The organism is Enterobacter sp. 6722112, from assembly GCF_058661685.1.
The window spans coordinates 1,469,368-1,487,118 of sequence record NZ_JBZWGR010000007.1; the positions used below are offsets into that span (position 1 = coordinate 1,469,368).

Below are 17,751 nucleotides of genomic sequence, written 5' to 3' on the forward strand. Positions count from 1 at the left end.
AACATGAATGAGTTTTCCATCCTTTGCCGCGTGCTGGGCACCTTATATTACCGCCAGCCGCAGGATCCGCTGCTGGTTCCGCTGTTTACCCTGATTCGTGAAGGTAAACTGGCGCAGAGCTGGCCGCTGGAACAGGATGAGTTGCTGGAACGCTTGCAAAAAAGCTGTGATATGCAGCAGATTTCAACGGATTACAACGCGCTGTTTGTGGGGGAAGAGTGTCGCGTGTCGCCGTATCGTTCTGCCTGGCAGGAAGGTGCGACCGAAGCGGAAGTTCGGACGTTTCTTTCAGAACGGGGCATGCCGCTGACGGATATGCCTGCCGATCATATCGGTACCCTGCTGCTGGCGGCCTCCTGGATTGAAGATAATGCAGGTGATGATGAGAACGAGGCGATTGAAACCCTGTTCGAAACGTATTTGCTTCCGTGGGTTGGCACCTTCCTGGGTAAAGTTGAAGCCCATGCCACCTCGCCGTTCTGGAGAGCGCTGGCTCCGCTGACGCGTGACGCCATCGCTGCCATGTGGGACGAGCTGGAAGAAGAGAACGAAGAGTGATTTGAATCACAAAAATCCTGCAACGATACATTTCAACTTGCACGTAATGTGCTTCTGATCTCATTTCTATGGTGCGCATCTGCTAAGATGCGCACCATGAACATACTACTTTGTATTGCAATCACGACTGGCATCCTCTCCGGCCTCTGGGGTTGGGTGGCTGTCTCTCTCGGCTTGTTGAGCTGGGCTGGTTTTCTTGGCTGCACGGCCTATTTCGCCTGCCCGCAGGGTGGTCTCAAAGGGCTCTTCATCTCCGGCTGTACTCTGATGAGCGGTGTGATTTGGGCGCTGGTCATTATGAAAGGCAGCGCGCTGGCGCCGCATGTGGAAATCCTGGGGTACGCCATCACCGGCATTGTGGCCTTCCTGATGTGCGTTCAGGCAAAACATCTGCTGTTGTCCTTTGTGCCCGGCACGTTCATGGGTGCCTGCGCGACCTTTGCGGGGCAGGGGGACTGGAAGCTGGTGGTCCCTTCGCTCATGCTGGGATTACTGTTTGGCTACGCCATGAAGAACAGCGGCCTCTGGCTTGCGGCCCGACGCGAGAAGAGCCGAAGCGTTCCTGCGGTAAGTAAATAAAAAAAGGCGAGACGGAAATCTCGCCTTTTTTATGCGCCGCCGATTATGACTCTGGCGGCACCGACATCTCTCGGTATTTCACCAGCACCGCATTACTCACGTCACTTTTATTCTGAAGATCCCACAAGCCGCGATCGATACCGTCATTAATCAGGAAAATCACGCCGGTTTCGATGGCCGACATCAGACACAGCATGACCGGCTCGTTAGAGGTATAGCCAATTTCACCCTCCAGCAGACGCTGGTAATCGATAAAGCGGAACACCCCGGCCTGCACTTCATAAGAGAGAATCGTTTTGCTGGTGGTCACGGAGGATAATATCTCACCCGTGCTCACGTTAACCACGCGCAGGTTGACGGCAATCTGATCCAGCTGATACTGCGTGTCGGCCCCGATGCCAAAGTAACGCGCACCCGCGCCGCCCGATTTCACGTTACTTTCGTAGCCGATAATCGAGCCTTCCACCATGATATTGGCTGCGGTGAGAGACTGTAGCGGCATGCGGTTATTGACGCCAACGGTACCATTCTCCTGCGCGGCACGAATGATTTTTCGTTCGTTAAGCAGGTTTTGCAGCCCCTGACGTTCCAGCGGGATAAACCAGCGAGAATCTTTCAGGGCGGTGACCAGCATCGCGGTGGCGCTCTGCGGTACGGCCGTCGAGAAGTTACTGGCCGGATACGGTTTGAACTGGCCCGTCTCATCCTGAATGTTATAGACCGAGACGAATATCTTCCCGGTAGGGACCGGCAGATGTGTCAGATCCCGGTAGCTCTGGGCACGAGGCATTAGGGTGGGTTTAGCGGCTTCTTTTGGCGGGGCAGTTAAACAACCGCTTAATAAGCACACTGCAACTAAAATAAAAAAGCGCTGCATAATAATTGTCCTTATTTTGGGGTTGTTTAGAAATCAGTTGAACTGGTCTGCAAACCGGAAACCTGGATTGTCGACGTTTTACCGGTTTTTCGGTCTGTCACATTTAACTGAAGCTGTCCGTCTTTATTGGCAATATCGACGATAAAGTCGTTAGTGACCATCCGTCCGGGTTTTCCGGTATTAATGTTGGTTAATAAGCCACCTAATATTTGCGACTGGATGGCCTGAGTGAAATTATCCAGGGCCGACGGGGTCTCGATACCGAAATCATCGTCATAGCTGGGGTCTTTATAGGAGTTTTGAGCCTGAGCCTGGTTAAGCATAAAGGCTCCGTTATTCGGGTTGCCGCCAAAATTAGGGTTGCGGAACTGGAATGTCATATTTCCGGCCCAGCTCAACGGCGCAATGAGCATTAACGAAATCACTGTGTGTGCGAGACGCATTACAGCCTCCGAAATAGGTGTCGTTGCTAGAACTCATCTTTTGCTAAATCGCCTGTGCTCAAAAGGGCTTTGTCTAACTGTAGGCGGTTAATAGCTTCTTCTGTTTGTGCCAGCGCGAAAGCGACGTTCTGATCGAAGTCTCTTTTCGTTGGGAATAAAAAAGTCTGGTAAATAACGTCCTGATTAGCGGTTATTGTGATCCAGCTTCCCCACCGCGCACTGGGCCGTTCGTTGATGGTTAAGTTACCCGGATAATCGCTTTCCCACTTATCGCTGAAGGCACGATAAAAATCGTGTCCGACAGAGGTGACGGTGTGGTCGGTCAACAGTCCGGGAACTTCCACCTCAACAGCCTGAAGGTTTCCGGCAGCAAGCATAATGCCTGCTGCGGCAATCCAACTTAGGGTGCGTTTCATGCTATTAACGCCTGAGGTTATCGTTTGCCCACGACACCGCCTGCGTGCGATTTTTAACAGCTATCTTTTTGAAAAGATTATAAAGATGCGTCTTAACCGTATTTTCGCTGATAAATAACGAACGGGCGATTTCAATATTTGAAGCACCAATACGCAGTTTGTTCAGGATCTCTTTCTCACGGTGCGTCAGAAGTGCAGATTCTGAACTGTTATAGCGATAATTTCCGGAGTGGGTAATGAGGTAGCTGGCCAGTTTTTGCGAGAAATAACACTCCCCCCGCAATATGCCCTGCAAACCCTCCACGACACGGTTTTCTTCTTCAGTGACGTAAAACACGCCGTTAATATGCGGCCAGCTCTCAATATCGCGGAAAGGATACTCATCAGGCGTATTTAATAACAATACGCGGATATTATTGTTTTTCCTGCTTAAATTATCCTGCCAGTAATGGACCAGTTTTTTATCCGCTTCCATCATATCGAGAAGAATGATGCTGCCAGGAGCGATATCATCAAAAGAACGTTGAATATTATGCAGTTTCCCGTTAAGCGAGAGGCATTGTTTTAAATGCTGCAATAACGCTGTCGCTTGTAGGGAAGGTTTTGTGATCAACAATAATGTATGACCGGGTAAGCTATGGACTTCATTAAACATGATGAAACCCCACGTTATTTATGACACCCGGCAGCTGCCCTCGTATTATTGAAAAAGGCACCAGAAGTACTGACAGGTGTGGCACTGCTGTGTGTAGTTAAAAAACCTTCCTCCAAAGGAGGCGGTAAAATTAAAAACAAATAACGTACTGCTGTTTTCAATCTAGCTATTGCAAACTTTAAAGCAAGTGTTAATCATGTAACAGAATGTAAAATTCGATATTAAGTTGTGTATTTTGCAGGGTGAATAGATTTTAAGATAAGGGGAAAGTTGTACAGGTGTATAAACGTGCACAGATTTTGAAAGTCATACAATATATTATAAAGAATTGAATTATTGAGCTTTTAATTATTGTAAGCCAGCCGGTAAAAAGTATGAACTCAGCTAAAAAGTTAAGACTTCTCTAAGCTGGAAATTTTTCTTAAGAAAACTTGCTTCGTGTCACGCACCTGGCAAAAGACATTGCCATGTTTGTCTGTAGAAGCCGGTACAGGTTGGACAGCCTGTCTCGCTGTTGTCCAGACGCTCAGACAAGAATTTATTTCTGCATTAGTGGTGTGTCGCGTCGTTTCAGGCGAGATTTACGACTTTGAGGTGAATGAGCATATAAAAATAAGGCACACGGGTGAGATATTAAATATGTTTCGGCAGACATACTCTTTTCCGTAACGCGGCGTTAACAAAACGAATCGCGTTAACGGGTAAAGACATACCTATTTTATAGCCAGGTCCAGGGTGACAGCATGAAAAACAAAATGTTGTTTATGATGTTTACATTACTGGGTGCGCCTGGGTTTGTAATCGCAGGTGATTCAGATTTAGCCAGTTCTGAATATAATTTTGCGATAAATGAATTAAGTAAAGCTTCATACAATCAGGCAGCCATTATTGGTCAACAGGGCTCAGGTAATAATGCTGATGTACGCCAGGGCGGTTCTAAATTGCTGTCCATTATTTCCCAGGAGGGCGGGAATAACCGCGCGCATGTTGATCAGTCAGGGACGTATAACCTTGCTTATATCGATCAGACCGGTAACGGCAACGATGCGAGTATTAAGCAGGGCGCTTTTGGCAACACCGCCATGATTATCCAGAAAGGCTCGGGTAACAGGGCGAATATAACGCAGTATGGTACGCAGAAAACAGCAGTTGTAGTACAGAGACAGTCGCAAATGGCTATTCGCGTTATTCAACGCTAGCGATGTGTGACGCCTTAATCAATCCGATGGGGGTTTACCATGAAACTTTTCAAAGTGGCAGTTATTGCAGCAATCGTAGTTTCTGGCAGTGCTTTCGCAGGTGCGGTACCACAATTTGGCGGCGGCCACGGTGGTGGCTGGGGTGGCGGCAATAACGGCCCTGACTCAACCCTGAGCATTTACCAGTACGGCGGCGGTAACTCCGCGCTTGCTTTGCAGACGGACGCCCGAGATTCTGAATTGACCATTACCCAGCACGGTGGCGGTAACGGCGCAGATGTTGGTCAGGGCTCTGATGACAGTTCTATCGATCTGCTGCAAAAAGGCTTTGGTAACAGCGCCACCATCGACCAGTGGAATAGCAAAGACTCTGTTATCAACGTGAAACAGTTCGGCGGCGGCAACGGCGCGGCGGTAGACCAGACAGCGTCCGGCTCAACGGTGACTGTGCACCAGGTTGGCTTTGGCAACAACGCGACCGCACATCAGTACTGATTCATTTCTGTACCAAAAAACAGGGCACATGCCCTGTTTTTTTTCGGGAGGATCTCATGAGCACCTTCATTCTCCTTGCTGCGCTTGCCAGCCAGATAACGTTCAGCACCTCACAGCAGGCAAATATGACAACCATTATTCCTCAGGTCACGCTGGCAGACGCCTGCGAATGTCAGGTTGAGGTGTTATCTGTCCGACAGGGGCAAGCGGGACAAAGTACATCGCGGCAGAAAAATACTCTTTTTATACCCGCTAATCAGCCGATTGATTTAACGCGAATCAGTTTAAATATTCGTTCAGGGGATGCGGTAAAAATAATCGTCACCGTTTCCGATGGAAAATCGCTTCATTTATCACAGCAGTGGAACGCACCGGTAAGTACGCTTTAATAATTCATGAAATCAATGATTTAATAAAGTGGCGGCGCTGCGCAGGTAAGCTATGCTGATATCAAGAACCCAGTCATCGGGTTGCTTAAATTGATACGTCATAACGGAGCGTTTTTACCCCTCAAGGACGAATTTCATTGAGGAGTACAAATAATGTTCAAATCCGCAGCGTGTATTATTTCTGGTCTGGGACTGATCCTGTCCTCTTTTTTATCTCCGGCTTATTCAGCAACTATAGAAAATGGTGGGGTGATTCATTTTCGTGGCGCGGTGGTCGCTGACCCGTGCGAAGTCACGCCCCGGCATCAGCAGTTTGCGATCTCCTGTCCGGAAAATAACCGTATGAAAACGCATACCATCAGTTATGACGAGGCGCTCCGGGGCCATCATCCTCATTCAGCTCTGGCCGCTGTCAGCATGAAATACCTGAATGAACAGAAAACGCTTGCGGTCGTTCAGGTCGATTACCGATAACCGACGTTTTTTTCACGGCAGTTTTTCTCCTTCTCCCTCTGCGATACACTGATGAAAAAGGCGGGTTGCAGAGGGTGTTTATGAGACCGCAAATCGACGTTATTCATGGCGATATCACGACGGTACACGTTGACGTGATCGTCAACGCAGCCAATTCCTCCCTGATGGGTGGGGGCGGGGTGGACGGTGCCATTCACCGGGCCGCAGGCCCTCAACTCCTTGAAGCATGCAAAACCGTGCGTCAGCAGCAGGGAGAGTGCCCGCCGGGGCATGCTGTTATTACGCTTGCAGGCGATCTCCCGGCCAAAGCGGTGATCCATACCGTTGGACCCGTCTGGCACGGTGGCGACCGCCATGAGGCTGAGATTCTGGAGCAGGCGTATCGGAACTGCCTGCGGCTTGCGGCGGATAACGGGTATAAGACCATGGCGTTCCCCGCCATTAGCACCGGCGTGTACGGTTATCCAAAGGAAGCGGCAGCTACAATCGCCGTGAATACCGTTTATCACTACCTTTCCCTCAAACCCATGCCGGAAAAAGTCATTTTTGTCTGTTTCGATGAGCGCACCGCCGACCTGTATCAGCGGATTTTGACCGCGCGCAGCCAGGCATTTTGATGTCTGAAGTGCAAAAACGGCGCCCTGGAGGCGCCGTTTTGTTATCCCGCTTTAACCTGAGGTTTGCCTGAGAACAGGAAACGCAAAAGCGGGATCCGCAGATGGATTTCATACAACACGATGGCAATGCCAACCACAAAGACCAGGCCGGTGAAGAAGCCCAGCGCATTCGAGGCGATATGCGGCGTTATGTACGCCCCGAAAAACAGCGTCAGCGGATGGTGAACCAGGTAGATAAACAGCGAAGCATTAACGAAATAGGTGACGCGACTGGATTTAAAATTCAGCAGACGATGGCCAAGGGCGAACACCACGTTAACCATCCACAGGCCCATCAGCATCGTTATCACGCTCTCTGTCTCATACATCCACGCGTCCCCGCTGCCATAGCGCTGATTGAGAAGATAGGCGGCAAAGGCCAGCGCAGCACCCACCGCACACCAGGGGGAGGGGGTGGTAAACAGCGCTTTAAGCCGGGGATGAATAAATGCCAGCGCCCCAATCAGGAAGAAGGGAATGTAGAACAGGGTCTGCATCACCACGAAATTAAACAGCCCATCGCTCAGAATGGGAGGGTAGACAATGAGCAGGGTACGCCTGACGGCGGCATACGCGACCCCCAGCGCAAGAAACAGCAGAGATAGCTTGCCCAGGGTGATGTTGGCGAAGAAGGTCGAGGATGCGGTGCTCGCGCGCTGGCGCAGCTGGCTGAAGATCAACAAACTCACCGTGGTTAGCACCACCAGTACCAGCAGGAACCAGAGGTGGGAAATCAGCTCCCAGACCAGGGTGTTGTATTTCTCATAGAAGGAGAGATTCGGCCAGTTTTCCGCCTTGCCTTTAACATGCTGCAACATGATGAACTGCGGCAGCGTCAGCAGCGGAATGGCCGTCAACATCGGTATGCCCACGCGCTCCACGCGCACTTTCCACCATCGTTTGAGGGGATAGCGCAAGAAGAGCATGTAAGAGAAATAACCGGAAATGACAAAAAACACCTGCATGCGGAAGGCATGGATAAAATCATTAAACAGCGTCAGCCACCAGGAGGGCATCTGGCTGTTCACGTGCCAGGTGTGGCTGGAATAGATCAGTGAAATATGAAAAGGGATCCCCAATAGCATGAGCCATGCGCGGATCGAGTCGAGGAAATATTCACGTTGTACAGGGGTTGTGCTCATATAACTTTGCGCATTCTCAGACTTTTCGCCTTATCCCTAAGGCTCATAATGGTTACATTCGGAGCCAACCCTACACCAAGACCGACACCCTGTCTCCAGGATAAGCACGCAAAGTGAAAAGCGGGTTCTTTCATTTGCTTAATCCATGAGCCAGCGAGCTGAACAAAGCAGTGATAATGTTGTCGGATTGCCTGAGTTTCCATTAAAATGGATCGGATCGATATAAGCACACAAAGGGGGAAGTGCTTACTTATTATGAAACATAAACCACAAATGATGAAAATGCGTTGGTTGGGTGTAGCAGTGCTGTTGTCACTGTATACCTCATCTGCACTGGCCTTTAACATCGATGATGTCGCAAAACAGGCTAAATCGATGGCGGGCAAGAGCTACGAAGCGCCAAAAAGTAACCTGCCCTCCGTTTTCCGCGACATGAAATACGCGGACTATCAGCAGATCCAGTTCAATCACGATAAAGCGTACTGGAACAATATTAAAACCCCGTTCAAGCTTGAATTTTACCACCAGGGTATGTTCTTCGACACGCCGGTTGCCATCAACGAAGTGACGGCGACCGCGGTACGCAAAATCAAGTACAGCCCGGATTATTTCAATTTTGGCGATGTGCAACACGATAAAGACACGGTGAAAGACCTCGGCTTCGCAGGCTTCAAGGTGCTTTATCCGATTAACAGCAAAGATAAAAACGACGAAATCGTCAGCATGCTTGGCGCCAGCTACTTCCGCGTGATTGGCGCGGGGCAGGTGTACGGGCTTTCTGCGCGCGGTCTGGCAATTGATACCGCGCTGCCATCAGGTGAAGAATTTCCACGTTTTCGCGAGTTCTGGATCGAACGTCCAAAACCAACCGACAAACGTCTGACAATTTATGCGCTGCTGGACTCCCCTCGTGCGACAGGCGCTTATCGCTTCGTGATCATGCCAGGGCGTGACACGGTGGTTGACGTACAGTCTAAAGTTTACCTGCGCGATAAAGTGGGCAAACTGGGCGTCGCGCCGCTGACCAGCATGTTCCTGTTCGGGCCGAACCAGCCCTCTCCGGCGACCAATTTCCGTCCTGAACTGCATGATTCCAACGGCCTCTCCATTCATGCGGGTAACGGCGAGTGGATCTGGCGTCCGCTGAACAACCCGAAACACCTCGCCGTCAGCAGCTTTGCGATGGAAAACCCGCAGGGCTTTGGTCTGCTGCAACGTGGCCGTCAGTTCTCCCGCTTTGAAGATCTGGATGACCGCTACGATCTGCGTCCAAGCGCCTGGGTTACGCCGAAAGGCGACTGGGGTAAAGGCAAGGTTGAGCTGGTTGAAATTCCAACTAACGATGAAACCAACGATAACATTGTGGCGTACTGGACACCGGATCAGCTGCCGGAAGCCGGTAAAGAGATGAACTTCAAGTATGCGATCACCTTCAGCCGTGACGAAGACAAGCTGCACGCACCGGATAACGCGTATGTTATGCAGACGCGTCGTTCGACGGGTGACGTGAAGCAGTCCAACCTGATTCGTCAGCCGGATGGCACGCTGGCATTTATCGTGGACTTCACCGGGCAGGATATGAAAAAACTGGCCCCGGATACTGCCGTGACGGCACAGGCCAGCATTGGCGATAACGGTGAAATCGTTGAGAACGCCGTGCGTTACAACCCGGTCACCAAAGGGTGGCGTTTGACCCTGCGCGTGAAGGTGAAAGATCCGAAACAGACCACTGAAATGCGCGCCGCGCTGGTCAGTAACGATAAGCCGCTGAGTGAAACCTGGAGCTATCAGCTACCTGCCAATGAATAATACATCTGAATATATTGATGCCATGCCGCTGACGGACATTGAAAAAGCGGCACTCCCTGCGAGCGACATCCGCGCGGTTCACACCGCGCTGGATGGTGAACATCGTCACTTTTCCCGTGATGATGATACGCCGCTGGGGTCAGTGAAGGCACGTCTGGAGCAGGCATGGCCGGACTCGCTGGCAGAAGGGCAGCTAATCAAGGATGACGAAGGGCGTGACCAGCTACAGGCGATGCCGAAGGCCACGCGTTCCTCCATGTTCCCCGATCCGTGGCGCACCAACCCGGTGGGCCGCTTCTGGGATCGCCTGCGTGGGCGTGACGTGACGCCGCGCTATCTGTCACGTCTGACCAAAGAACAGCAGGCATCCGAGCAGAAATGGCGTACCGTGGGAACGATTCGTCGTTACATTCTGCTGCTGCTGACGCTGGCGCAGACGGTTGTCGCCACCTGGTACATGAAAACCATTCTGCCGTACCAGGGCTGGGCGTTGATTAACCCTGCTGACATGATTGGCCAGGATATCTGGGTCTCCTTCATGCAGCTGCTGCCGTATATTTTACAGAGCGGCATTCTTCTGCTGTTCGCGGTGCTGTTCTGTTGGGTCTCCGCCGGGTTCTGGACGGCGCTGATGGGCTTCCTGCAACTGCTGATGGGGCGTGACAAATACAGCATTTCCGCGTCGACGGTCGGGGATGAGCCCCTCAATCCTGAGCACCGTACCGCGCTGATCATGCCTATCTGTAACGAAGACGTTGACCGCGTATTCGCCGGGCTGCGTGCCACCTGGGAGTCCGTGAAGGCGACCGGTAACGCGGCGCATTTCGACGTCTATATCCTGAGCGACAGCTACAATCCGGATATCTGCGTGGCGGAGCAAAAAGCCTGGATGGAGCTGATTGCCGAGGTGCAGGGGGAAGGGCAGATCTTCTACCGTCGTCGTCGTCGTCGTGTTAAGCGTAAGAGCGGAAACATTGATGACTTCTGTCGTCGCTGGGGTAACCAGTACAGCTACATGGTGGTACTGGATGCAGACTCCGTGATGAGCGGCGACTGCCTGAGCGGGCTGGTCCGTCTGATGGAAGCCAACCCGAACGCGGGTATTATTCAGTCCTCGCCAAAAGCATCCGGTATGGACACGCTGTATGCGCGCTGCCAGCAGTTTGCGACCCGCGTTTACGGCCCGCTGTTTACCGCCGGTCTGCACTTCTGGCAGCTGGGTGAATCTCACTACTGGGGCCACAACGCCATTATCCGCGTGAAGCCATTCATCGAGCACTGTGCCCTGGCACCGCTGCCGGGTGAAGGGTCGTTTGCCGGGTCCATTCTGTCGCATGACTTTGTGGAAGCGGCGTTGATGCGCCGTGCAGGGTGGGGCGTCTGGATTGCCTACGATCTGCCTGGCTCGTATGAAGAGCTGCCGCCGAACCTGCTGGATGAGCTCAAACGCGACCGCCGCTGGTGTCACGGTAACCTGATGAACTTCCGCCTGTTCCTGGTGAAAGGGATGCACCCTGTTCACCGTGCGGTGTTCCTGACGGGCGTTATGTCCTATCTGTCTGCGCCGCTGTGGTTTATGTTCCTGGCGCTCTCAACCGCGTTGCAGGTTGTGCATGCCCTGACGGAGCCGCAGTATTTCCTGCAACCGCGCCAGCTGTTCCCGGTGTGGCCGCAGTGGCGTCCGGAGCTTGCGATCGCGCTGTTCGCGTCGACCATGGTGCTGCTGTTCCTGCCTAAGCTGCTCAGTATCATTCTGATCTGGTGCAAAGGTTCGAAGGAGTACGGTGGTTTCTGCCGCGTGACCCTTTCACTGCTGCTGGAAGTGCTGTTCTCGGTCCTGCTGGCGCCGGTGCGTATGCTGTTCCATACGGTGTTTGTGGTGAGCGCGTTCCTGGGATGGGAAGTGGTGTGGAATTCACCGCAGCGTGACGATGACTCTACGCCGTGGAGTGAAGCCTTTATGCGCCACGGCTCTCAGCTGCTGCTGGGCCTGGTGTGGGCCGTTGGTATGGCCTGGCTGGATCTGCGTTTCCTGTTCTGGCTGGCGCCAATCGTCTTCTCGTTGATCCTGTCGCCGTTTGTGTCGGTGATCTCCAGCCGTTCCACGGTGGGCCTGCGTACCAAACGCTGGAAGCTGTTCCTGATCCCGGAAGAGTATTCTCCGCCGCAGGTGCTGGTGGATACCGATACCTATCTGGAGCAGAACCGCAAACGCACGCTGGATGATGGCTTTATGCATGCCGTGTTTAACCCGTCATTCAACGCGCTGGCAACCGCGATGGCGACGGCGCGTCACCGCGCCAGCCAGGTGCTGGAGATCGCCCGCGATCGCCACGTTGAGCAGGCGCTGAACGAGACGCCAGAAAAGCTTAACCGCGACCGTCGTCTGGTGCTGTTGAGCGATCCGGTGACGATGGCACGGCTTCACTACCGCGTGTGGTCCTCTCCGGAGAGATACTCTTCGTGGGTGAACTACTACAAGGACGTGAAGCTCAATCCGCTGGCCCTGAAGGCGAAGTAAGTTGTTAAGTAGGGCGGGTAAGCGAAGCGCCACCCGCCAAATAAAATACCGGCTTAATCGCCGGTATTTTTTTAGAGGTCAGAAATGAAAGTAATCATTGTCGTCATGATGGCATGCCTGCTCAGCGGCTGCGGCAGCATCATCAGCCGCACCATCCCCGGGCAGGGCCACGGGAATCAGTACTACCCCGGCGTACAGTGGGATGTCCGTGATTCCGCATGGCGCTATCTCACCGTGCTCGATCTGCCGTTTTCGCTGATTTTCGACACGCTACTGCTGCCCATCGATGCCAGCCACGGCCCCTACGAGTAGCGGTGACTTATCGCTCGTCCCATTCGTCCGCTGCGGCCTGACCCTCTTCGGTATCCAGCGGCGGTTCGAGCTGAAACTCACCTTCGTCCCATTCGTGCAGCGTATTTTCTTCCAGCCACTCCTGACGTAACTCAATTTCGTCATAGTCGCCGTCGAATACCGCCTGTGCACCTTCACCACTCAGTATCGGCAGACATTCACCGTCTTCACCTTCATCAGCAAAGAATTCGGCCTGCCACATAATATCGCCGTCCTGTAGGACGTATTTTTGGATATTGAGTTGTTGCACGTCAGCATCTTCTTCCTCAACGCCGGGATTATCGGCGAGGAACTCTTCGCGAGCGGCATCAATTGCTTCTTCCAGCGTGGCGTACATGGTCATTGGTGTCTCCCTGTTTTTCGTGAAGGTATTCAGGGAAAGAATAGCTGATTATGTGATTTTGCAAGTATGAATGCGAAAATTAGCCGTCACGATGTTGTCTTATTCGCGCCGGGCGTAGCGCCCGGGATAAGCTGAGCCACGAATAAACGGCGTTGAACAGCACGACGCCTGCCGTTACGATAAAGACCGCCCGGAAACCGAAGCTGGCCGAAATCCCCGCGCCGACCAGCGGTCCGGTGACGTTACCCAGATCGCGAAACGACTGGTTATAACTGAAAATACGACCGGCTATCTGGTTGGTGGAGTTATAGACCAGCAGCGTCTGTACAGCCGGGAGTAGCGCACCATCCGCAGCCCCCAGCAGGAAGCGCAGGACGCCGAGCTGCCACGGAGACTGCACCAACGCCATGGGGATCAGCAGCAGGACGGAGACGATCAGGGCGCAGATCAGGATCTTTTCCGGGCCGATACGGTCTCCCAGCTTGCCGAGCCTCGGCGCGCTCAGTAGCGCCGCCACGCCGGGAACAGAGGCGATTAGGCCGCTGATAAAGGCGATATTACTGACGTTTCCCGCCAGGTCGCGTACGTAGAGCGTCAGTATAGGCGCGATTGAACCGGTGGCCACCTGGATAATCATGGTGGTTACAAACAGGCTCAGCACCAGCTTTGGGTTTTTCAGCGAGGCCAGCACATCCCGGACGTGCAGCATCTCTTTTTTGGCCACGGGCGTGAAATTCTCGCGGATACAGATAAGCGTCACCAGGAAGCAGAGGAACAGCACGCTGGCGGTAATGAAGAATACCGGCCGCAGTCCGTAGTGGTCGGCCAGCAGCCCGCCCGCCAGTGGGCCCAGCAGTGCGCCGCTTACGCCGCCAGTGGATAGCGTGCCCAACGCCCAGCCGCTTTTCTGGCGCGGGATTTGGGTGGCGATCAGGGCGTTGGCGTTAGGGATAAATCCCCCGAGCAGGCCCAGAAGCGCGCGTAGTATCAGGAACTGCCAGACATTCTGCGCCACCCCCATCAGCAGCATAATGATCGCCATGCCGAGCGCGGAGCGCAGCAGCATAATTTTGCGGCCTTTGCGATCCGCCAGCCCACCCCAGAAAGGCGACGCAATGGCGGAGAACAGGAACGTAATGCTGAACACCAGGCCGGACCACATATTCAGGGCGCTATGTCCGGTGACGCCGAGCTGTTCAACGTAGAGGGGCAGGAAGGGCATCACCAGGCTAAAGGCGGCGCCAGTAAGAAAACAACCCAGCCACGCAACCGTCAGGTTACGTTTCCAGTTTATGGGAGCATCTGTGGGGGACATAACTATCCGCATAATGAGGTGCAGGGCACCGTGAACAGTGAGGTAATAAGCCTGCTAATTATGCGCCCGGGGTATGATTGCCGCAATGACGGGGAGCTTTTAAAGCTAAAACAACATGCGGCCCGGAAGGCCGCACGCAGGTTAATACCGGGAAGGGACGCCCTGAGGCCGGGTTTTAAAGCGGCGATGCAGCCACATGTACTGCTCCGGGGCGAGCATAATGCATTTCTCGACAACGCCGTTCATCCAGCGCGCGGTGGTTTCTGCATCAATCAGCGGTGGCGCGAGTTCCGGCTCCAGCATGATGAGCTGATAGCCTGAACCGTCTGGTTTACGGCGCGGCACAAACGGCACGATAGCCGCTTTGGACATCCGCGCCAGCATCCAGGTCCCGGTGGTCGTCGCTGCATCTTCCACCGCAAAGAACGGGACAAACACGCTGGATTGCGGGCCATAGTCATGATCCGGGGCATACCAGACCACTTCACCTGCTTTCAGGGCGCGGATCATCCCTTTCAGGTCTTTGCGATCGATCATGCTTTTATTGGAGCGCATGCGTCCGTTGGTCTGGATCAAATCGATCACCGGATTATCGTTAGGACGATAAACGCCTATACCCGGCGCCTGCATGCCGAACATGCGCGCGCCAATTTCGAGCGTCAGGAAATGAACGCCAATCAGCAGGACGCCAGTCTGGTTGGCCTGAAGAGTATGCACCGGCTCCATGCCGGTCCCGGCCACTTCCGTCCAGCGCGCCATGCGTTTATCCGACCAGAACCAGGCCATACCGGTCTCCATCAGCCCCATGCCGACAGATTCGAAGTTTTTAACCACCATGTCGTGGCGCTCAGATTCACTCATCTGAGGAAAACAAAGCTCAAGGTTACGATACGCGATCCTGGCGCGACGCTTCATAAACTGCTGAGCAATGCGGCCCAGTCCTTTACCCATGCGGAAAATGACGGGATAAGGCAGCTGTACAATTAGCCACAACAAGCCAATGCCTGACCATGTTAACCAATAGCGGGGATGCAAAAGCGTGGCAGTAAATTTCGGTAACTGGGTCATGTCTGTCCTGTGTTCTAACGTCCTGAAAGGATATTGTCTCATTTTTTAAGGCATAGCCAAAATGTCTGTCATCGAAACATGAAAGAATATGCAAATGTTAAGTCTGATTAATCAGGTTGACTGAAATGTAGCGTAAATTGTGTGGATGTAAATTGTCTTTGTTTGCTATATCATGCCGACCGATTTTTATTTCTCAACGATTGCAGGACTTGTACACCATGCCAGTGTTACACAACCGCGTTTCGAATGAGATGTTGAAAGCGCGTATGTTGGCCGAAACCGAACCGCGCACAACGATCTCTTTCTATAAGTATTTCACCATCAACGATCCCCAGGCGACCCGCGATGCGCTTTACCAGGCTTTCACCGCCCTGAACGTGTTTGGTCGCGTCTATCTGGCGCGTGAGGGGATTAACGCGCAGATCAGCGTGCCGGAAAGCAAGGTCAGCGCCTTCCGCGACCTCCTTTACGGGTTTGATCCGGCGCTTAACGGCTTACGCCTGAACATTGCGCTGGATGATGACGGTAAATCATTCTGGGTGCTGCGCATGAAGGTGCGCGAGCGTATTGTGGCGGATGGCATTGACGATCCGAGCTTCAATGCCGCTAATGTGGGGGAGTACCTGAAGGCCGCTGAAGTGAACGCGATGCTCGACGATCCGGATGCGGTGTTCATTGATATGCGTAACCACTACGAATATGAAGTGGGTCACTTCGAGAATGCGATGGAAATTCCTGCCGACACCTTCCGCGAGCAACTGCCAAAAGCCGTTGAGATGATGCAGGAGCATAAAGACAAAAAGATCGTTATGTACTGCACCGGGGGGATCCGCTGTGAAAAAGCCAGCGCCTGGATGAAGCACAACGGGTTTAATAAAGTCTGGCACATTGAGGGTGGGATCATTGAGTATGCCCGTCGCGCCCGTGAGCAGGGTTTACCGGTGCGTTTTATCGGTAAGAACTTTGTGTTTGACGAGCGTATGGGCGAGCGAATTTCAGAGGACGTGATCGCGCACTGCCACCAGTGCGGTACGCCGTGCGATACGCATACCAACTGCAAAAACGACGGATGTCATCTGCTGTTTATTCAGTGCCCTGCATGTGCCGAGAAGTTTAATGGCTGCTGTAGCGAGCTGTGCAGTGAAGAGAGTATCTTGCCTGAAGAAGAGCAACGTCGTCGCCGTGCCGGACGCGAGAACGGGAATAAGATCTTTAATAAATCCCGGGGCCGACTGAATACCAAACTGGGTATTCCGGACCCGGAGTAAAACACTGCCCGGCGGCGCGAAAGCCTGCCGGGCCTGTTTTATGACTTCTGCTGAACGCCTTCCACCGAAATAATCAACTCAACATCCTGCGATGCCGGGCCTAAATCCGTGGTGATATTAAAATCTTTTAGATGAATTTTGCCTGCGGCTTCAAAGCCAGCACGTTTGCCACCCCACGGATCGTCGCCCTGTCCAATTAATTTGGCATCCAGTGTGACCGGTTTTGTTACGCCGTTCAGCGTCAGATTACCGGTAATAGCGAGCTTATCACCGTCTTTCTTCACCTCTGTCGACGCGAAAGTAGCTTGCGGGAATTTGCCCACGTTCAGAAATTCAGCGCTGCGCAGATGTTTATCACGCTCGGCGTGATTAGTGTCGACGCTGTTGGTATTAATGGTGACGTTCACTTTATCGGCAGCAGGGTTTTTCTCGTCGAAAGTAAATGTGCCATCGAAATCATTGAATGTGCCATATAACCAGCTGTAACCCAGATGCTGAATACGGAAATTGACAAAGGCATGCTGGCCCTCCTTATCAATTTTATAGTCAGCGGCAATGGCCGAACCGGTGGTAAATAGCAGCGAACCTAATGCGATACCCAACAGGCGTTTTTTCATTTTATGCTCCAGAGTCAACTGACGAACGGCCAAGCATGCGCTTCAGCGTATCGTCTTTATCAATAAAGTGATGTTTCAGGGCCGCAAGGCCATGCAGGACAGACAGGATCACCACGCTCCATGCCAGCCACAGATGAACCACACCTGCGGTGTCAGCCTGTGAACCGGCGTCAGCCAGCGTGGCTGGGACGTCAAAAAGCCCAAACACGCTGATCGGTTTACCGTCTGCGGTCGAAATGAGATAGCCGCTGATCAGAATGGCGAACAGCAGGGCATAGAGTGCGATATGTGCGCCAACAGCGCTTATGCGGGTAAGTCGGCCATGGCTTTTGGGTGCTGGAGGGGGCGGAGAGATATGTCGCCAGATCACGCGAAAAACCAGACCCATCATCAGCAGAACCCCGATGCTTTTGTGCAATTCGGGGGCCTGATGATACCAACTGTCATAATAGCTTAATGTCACCATCCACAGGCCGAGACCAAACATGGCATAAACGGCAAGTGCAAATAGCCAGTGTAAACACATGGATATTATTCCGTAGCGGCGGGAGGAGTTACGCCATTGCATATGAATTT

General features: G+C 52.8%; 21 protein-coding genes. 11 read left to right on the forward strand and 10 right to left on the reverse strand.

What is annotated here, in order from left to right:
- Positions 1 to 3: 3 nt before the first annotated feature.
- Together AC4OVU_RS08465 and AC4OVU_RS08470 are read left to right on the forward strand one after the other, a co-directional pair.
- Positions 4 to 558, forward strand: a complete 555-nt coding sequence (locus tag AC4OVU_RS08465) for a TorD/DmsD family molecular chaperone (RefSeq protein ID WP_023296296.1) — start codon at positions 4 to 6, stop codon at positions 556 to 558.
- Between the two features lie 96 nt (positions 559 to 654).
- Entirely contained in the window at positions 655 to 1,137 is a 483-nt protein-coding gene (locus tag AC4OVU_RS08470) for a DUF1097 domain-containing protein (protein WP_072206705.1), read from the forward strand.
- 43 nt (positions 1,138 to 1,180) lie between these two features.
- On the opposite strand, the gene csgG is transcribed toward AC4OVU_RS08470, so the two are convergent.
- From csgG to csgD, 4 genes are read right to left on the reverse strand one after another with little or no spacing between them, the layout of a single operon-like run.
- Entirely contained in the window at positions 1,181 to 2,014 is an 834-nt protein-coding gene (gene csgG, locus AC4OVU_RS08475) for a curli production assembly/transport protein CsgG (RefSeq protein ID WP_003858055.1), read from the reverse strand.
- 26 nt (positions 2,015 to 2,040) lie between these two features.
- Positions 2,041 to 2,457: a curli production assembly/transport protein CsgF gene (csgF, locus tag AC4OVU_RS08480; protein ID WP_003858054.1), complete on the reverse strand. Its 417-nt coding sequence runs from the start codon at positions 2,455 to 2,457 to the stop codon at positions 2,041 to 2,043.
- 26 nt (positions 2,458 to 2,483) lie between these two features.
- Complete coding sequence (gene csgE / locus AC4OVU_RS08485) at positions 2,484 to 2,873, reverse strand: curli production assembly/transport protein CsgE (protein ID WP_003858052.1); 390 nt, start codon at positions 2,871 to 2,873, stop codon at positions 2,484 to 2,486.
- Positions 2,874 to 2,877: 4 nt separating this feature from the next.
- On the reverse strand, positions 2,878 to 3,528 hold the full coding sequence (gene csgD, locus AC4OVU_RS08490) for a biofilm master transcriptional regulator CsgD (RefSeq protein WP_017384754.1): 651 nt from the start codon (positions 3,526 to 3,528) through the stop codon (positions 2,878 to 2,880).
- Positions 3,529 to 4,271: 743 nt separating this feature from the next.
- On the opposite strand from csgD, the gene csgB reads away from it, so the two are divergent.
- The 5 genes from csgB to ymdB all read left to right on the forward strand — a co-directional run bounded on the left by csgB (position 4,272) and on the right by ymdB (position 6,702).
- A complete protein-coding gene (gene csgB, locus AC4OVU_RS08495) occupies positions 4,272 to 4,727 on the forward strand; it encodes a curli minor subunit CsgB (RefSeq protein WP_017384753.1) in 456 nt (151 codons plus the stop codon).
- A 39-nt stretch (positions 4,728 to 4,766) separates the two neighbouring features.
- The gene (gene csgA, locus AC4OVU_RS08500) at positions 4,767 to 5,222 is read left to right on the forward strand and encodes a curli major subunit CsgA (protein ID WP_003858043.1); all 456 of its coding nucleotides are present in this window, start codon (positions 4,767 to 4,769) and stop codon (positions 5,220 to 5,222) included.
- 56 nt (positions 5,223 to 5,278) lie between these two features.
- Positions 5,279 to 5,611: a curli assembly chaperone CsgC gene (gene csgC, locus AC4OVU_RS08505; protein WP_017384752.1), complete on the forward strand. Its 333-nt coding sequence runs from the start codon at positions 5,279 to 5,281 to the stop codon at positions 5,609 to 5,611.
- A gap of 153 nt (positions 5,612 to 5,764) precedes the next feature.
- The gene (locus AC4OVU_RS08510) at positions 5,765 to 6,085 is read left to right on the forward strand and encodes a YmdA family protein (protein ID WP_017384751.1); all 321 of its coding nucleotides are present in this window, start codon (positions 5,765 to 5,767) and stop codon (positions 6,083 to 6,085) included.
- Positions 6,086 to 6,165: 80 nt separating this feature from the next.
- Positions 6,166 to 6,702: an O-acetyl-ADP-ribose deacetylase gene (gene ymdB, locus AC4OVU_RS08515; protein WP_110293002.1), complete on the forward strand. Its 537-nt coding sequence runs from the start codon at positions 6,166 to 6,168 to the stop codon at positions 6,700 to 6,702.
- A 41-nt stretch (positions 6,703 to 6,743) separates the two neighbouring features.
- Here ymdB and mdoC read toward each other — a convergent pair whose 3' ends face one another.
- Complete coding sequence (gene mdoC, locus AC4OVU_RS08520; protein WP_017384749.1) at positions 6,744 to 7,883, reverse strand: glucans biosynthesis protein MdoC; 1,140 nt, start codon at positions 7,881 to 7,883, stop codon at positions 6,744 to 6,746.
- A 255-nt stretch (positions 7,884 to 8,138) separates the two neighbouring features.
- Here mdoC and mdoG point away from each other — a divergent pair, with 255 nt between their 5' ends.
- The 3 genes from mdoG (at position 8,139) to AC4OVU_RS08535 (ending at position 12,525) form a co-directional block, all read left to right on the forward strand.
- Complete coding sequence (gene mdoG, locus AC4OVU_RS08525; RefSeq protein WP_491928654.1) at positions 8,139 to 9,692, forward strand: glucans biosynthesis protein MdoG; 1,554 nt, start codon at positions 8,139 to 8,141, stop codon at positions 9,690 to 9,692.
- Entirely contained in the window at positions 9,685 to 12,213 is a 2,529-nt protein-coding gene (gene mdoH / locus AC4OVU_RS08530; protein WP_003858032.1) for a glucans biosynthesis glucosyltransferase MdoH, read from the forward strand. Before mdoG ends, mdoH begins: the two co-directional genes overlap by 8 nt.
- 84 nt (positions 12,214 to 12,297) lie before the next feature.
- The gene (locus AC4OVU_RS08535; protein WP_003858030.1) at positions 12,298 to 12,525 is read left to right on the forward strand and encodes a YceK/YidQ family lipoprotein; all 228 of its coding nucleotides are present in this window, start codon (positions 12,298 to 12,300) and stop codon (positions 12,523 to 12,525) included.
- Between the two features lie 7 nt (positions 12,526 to 12,532).
- On the opposite strand, the gene AC4OVU_RS08540 is transcribed toward AC4OVU_RS08535, so the two are convergent.
- From AC4OVU_RS08540 to AC4OVU_RS08550, 3 genes are all read right to left on the reverse strand, one after another.
- Positions 12,533 to 12,907 carry a MysB family protein gene (locus AC4OVU_RS08540; protein ID WP_015570844.1) on the reverse strand — a complete coding sequence of 125 codons (375 nt, stop codon included), beginning with the start codon at positions 12,905 to 12,907 and terminating at the stop codon, positions 12,533 to 12,535.
- A 79-nt stretch (positions 12,908 to 12,986) separates the two neighbouring features.
- Complete coding sequence (gene mdtG, locus AC4OVU_RS08545; protein ID WP_110293003.1) at positions 12,987 to 14,222, reverse strand: multidrug efflux MFS transporter MdtG; 1,236 nt, start codon at positions 14,220 to 14,222, stop codon at positions 12,987 to 12,989.
- A 141-nt stretch (positions 14,223 to 14,363) separates the two neighbouring features.
- On the reverse strand, positions 14,364 to 15,290 hold the full coding sequence (locus AC4OVU_RS08550; RefSeq protein ID WP_110293004.1) for a Kdo(2)-lipid IV(A) acyltransferase: 927 nt from the start codon (positions 15,288 to 15,290) through the stop codon (positions 14,364 to 14,366).
- A gap of 218 nt (positions 15,291 to 15,508) precedes the next feature.
- Between AC4OVU_RS08550 and trhO the strand changes: the two genes are divergently transcribed.
- Positions 15,509 to 16,558 carry an oxygen-dependent tRNA uridine(34) hydroxylase TrhO gene (gene trhO, locus AC4OVU_RS08555; RefSeq protein WP_022647710.1) on the forward strand — a complete coding sequence of 350 codons (1,050 nt, stop codon included), beginning with the start codon at positions 15,509 to 15,511 and terminating at the stop codon, positions 16,556 to 16,558.
- Between the two features lie 38 nt (positions 16,559 to 16,596).
- Here trhO and AC4OVU_RS08560 read toward each other — a convergent pair whose 3' ends face one another.
- Together AC4OVU_RS08560 and AC4OVU_RS08565 are read right to left on the reverse strand one after the other, a co-directional pair.
- Positions 16,597 to 17,175, reverse strand: a complete 579-nt coding sequence (locus AC4OVU_RS08560; RefSeq protein ID WP_017384744.1) for a YceI family protein — start codon at positions 17,173 to 17,175, stop codon at positions 16,597 to 16,599.
- A gap of 1 nt (position 17,176) precedes the next feature.
- Positions 17,177 to 17,743: a cytochrome b gene (locus AC4OVU_RS08565; RefSeq protein WP_045341504.1), complete on the reverse strand. Its 567-nt coding sequence runs from the start codon at positions 17,741 to 17,743 to the stop codon at positions 17,177 to 17,179.
- Positions 17,744 to 17,751: the final 8 nt, after the last annotated feature.

What these genes read in the sequence shown, in the direction of transcription:
- AC4OVU_RS08465 (WP_023296296.1), top strand. Translation starts at nt 4, where the DNA reads ATGAATGAGTTTTCCATCCTTTGCCGCGTGCTGGGCACCTTATATTAC.
- AC4OVU_RS08470 (WP_072206705.1), top strand. Translation starts at nt 655, where the DNA reads ATGAACATACTACTTTGTATTGCAATCACGACTGGCATCCTCTCCGGC.
- csgG (WP_003858055.1), bottom strand. Translation starts at nt 2,014, where the DNA reads ATGCAGCGCTTTTTTATTTTAGTTGCAGTGTGCTTATTAAGCGGTTGT.
- csgF (WP_003858054.1), bottom strand. Translation starts at nt 2,457, where the DNA reads ATGCGTCTCGCACACACAGTGATTTCGTTAATGCTCATTGCGCCGTTG.
- csgE (WP_003858052.1), bottom strand. Translation starts at nt 2,873, where the DNA reads ATGAAACGCACCCTAAGTTGGATTGCCGCAGCAGGCATTATGCTTGCT.
- csgD (WP_017384754.1), bottom strand. Translation starts at nt 3,528, where the DNA reads ATGTTTAATGAAGTCCATAGCTTACCCGGTCATACATTATTGTTGATC.
- csgB (WP_017384753.1), top strand. Translation starts at nt 4,272, where the DNA reads ATGAAAAACAAAATGTTGTTTATGATGTTTACATTACTGGGTGCGCCT.
- csgA (WP_003858043.1), top strand. Translation starts at nt 4,767, where the DNA reads ATGAAACTTTTCAAAGTGGCAGTTATTGCAGCAATCGTAGTTTCTGGC.
- csgC (WP_017384752.1), top strand. Translation starts at nt 5,279, where the DNA reads ATGAGCACCTTCATTCTCCTTGCTGCGCTTGCCAGCCAGATAACGTTC.
- AC4OVU_RS08510 (WP_017384751.1), top strand. Translation starts at nt 5,765, where the DNA reads ATGTTCAAATCCGCAGCGTGTATTATTTCTGGTCTGGGACTGATCCTG.
- ymdB (WP_110293002.1), top strand. Translation starts at nt 6,166, where the DNA reads ATGAGACCGCAAATCGACGTTATTCATGGCGATATCACGACGGTACAC.
- mdoC (WP_017384749.1), bottom strand. Translation starts at nt 7,883, where the DNA reads ATGAGCACAACCCCTGTACAACGTGAATATTTCCTCGACTCGATCCGC.
- mdoG (WP_491928654.1), top strand. Translation starts at nt 8,139, where the DNA reads ATGAAACATAAACCACAAATGATGAAAATGCGTTGGTTGGGTGTAGCA.
- mdoH (WP_003858032.1), top strand. Translation starts at nt 9,685, where the DNA reads ATGAATAATACATCTGAATATATTGATGCCATGCCGCTGACGGACATT.
- AC4OVU_RS08535 (WP_003858030.1), top strand. Translation starts at nt 12,298, where the DNA reads ATGAAAGTAATCATTGTCGTCATGATGGCATGCCTGCTCAGCGGCTGC.
- AC4OVU_RS08540 (WP_015570844.1), bottom strand. Translation starts at nt 12,907, where the DNA reads ATGACCATGTACGCCACGCTGGAAGAAGCAATTGATGCCGCTCGCGAA.
- mdtG (WP_110293003.1), bottom strand. Translation starts at nt 14,222, where the DNA reads ATGTCCCCCACAGATGCTCCCATAAACTGGAAACGTAACCTGACGGTT.
- AC4OVU_RS08550 (WP_110293004.1), bottom strand. Translation starts at nt 15,290, where the DNA reads ATGACCCAGTTACCGAAATTTACTGCCACGCTTTTGCATCCCCGCTAT.
- trhO (WP_022647710.1), top strand. Translation starts at nt 15,509, where the DNA reads ATGCCAGTGTTACACAACCGCGTTTCGAATGAGATGTTGAAAGCGCGT.
- AC4OVU_RS08560 (WP_017384744.1), bottom strand. Translation starts at nt 17,175, where the DNA reads ATGAAAAAACGCCTGTTGGGTATCGCATTAGGTTCGCTGCTATTTACC.
- AC4OVU_RS08565 (WP_045341504.1), bottom strand. Translation starts at nt 17,743, where the DNA reads ATGCAATGGCGTAACTCCTCCCGCCGCTACGGAATAATATCCATGTGT.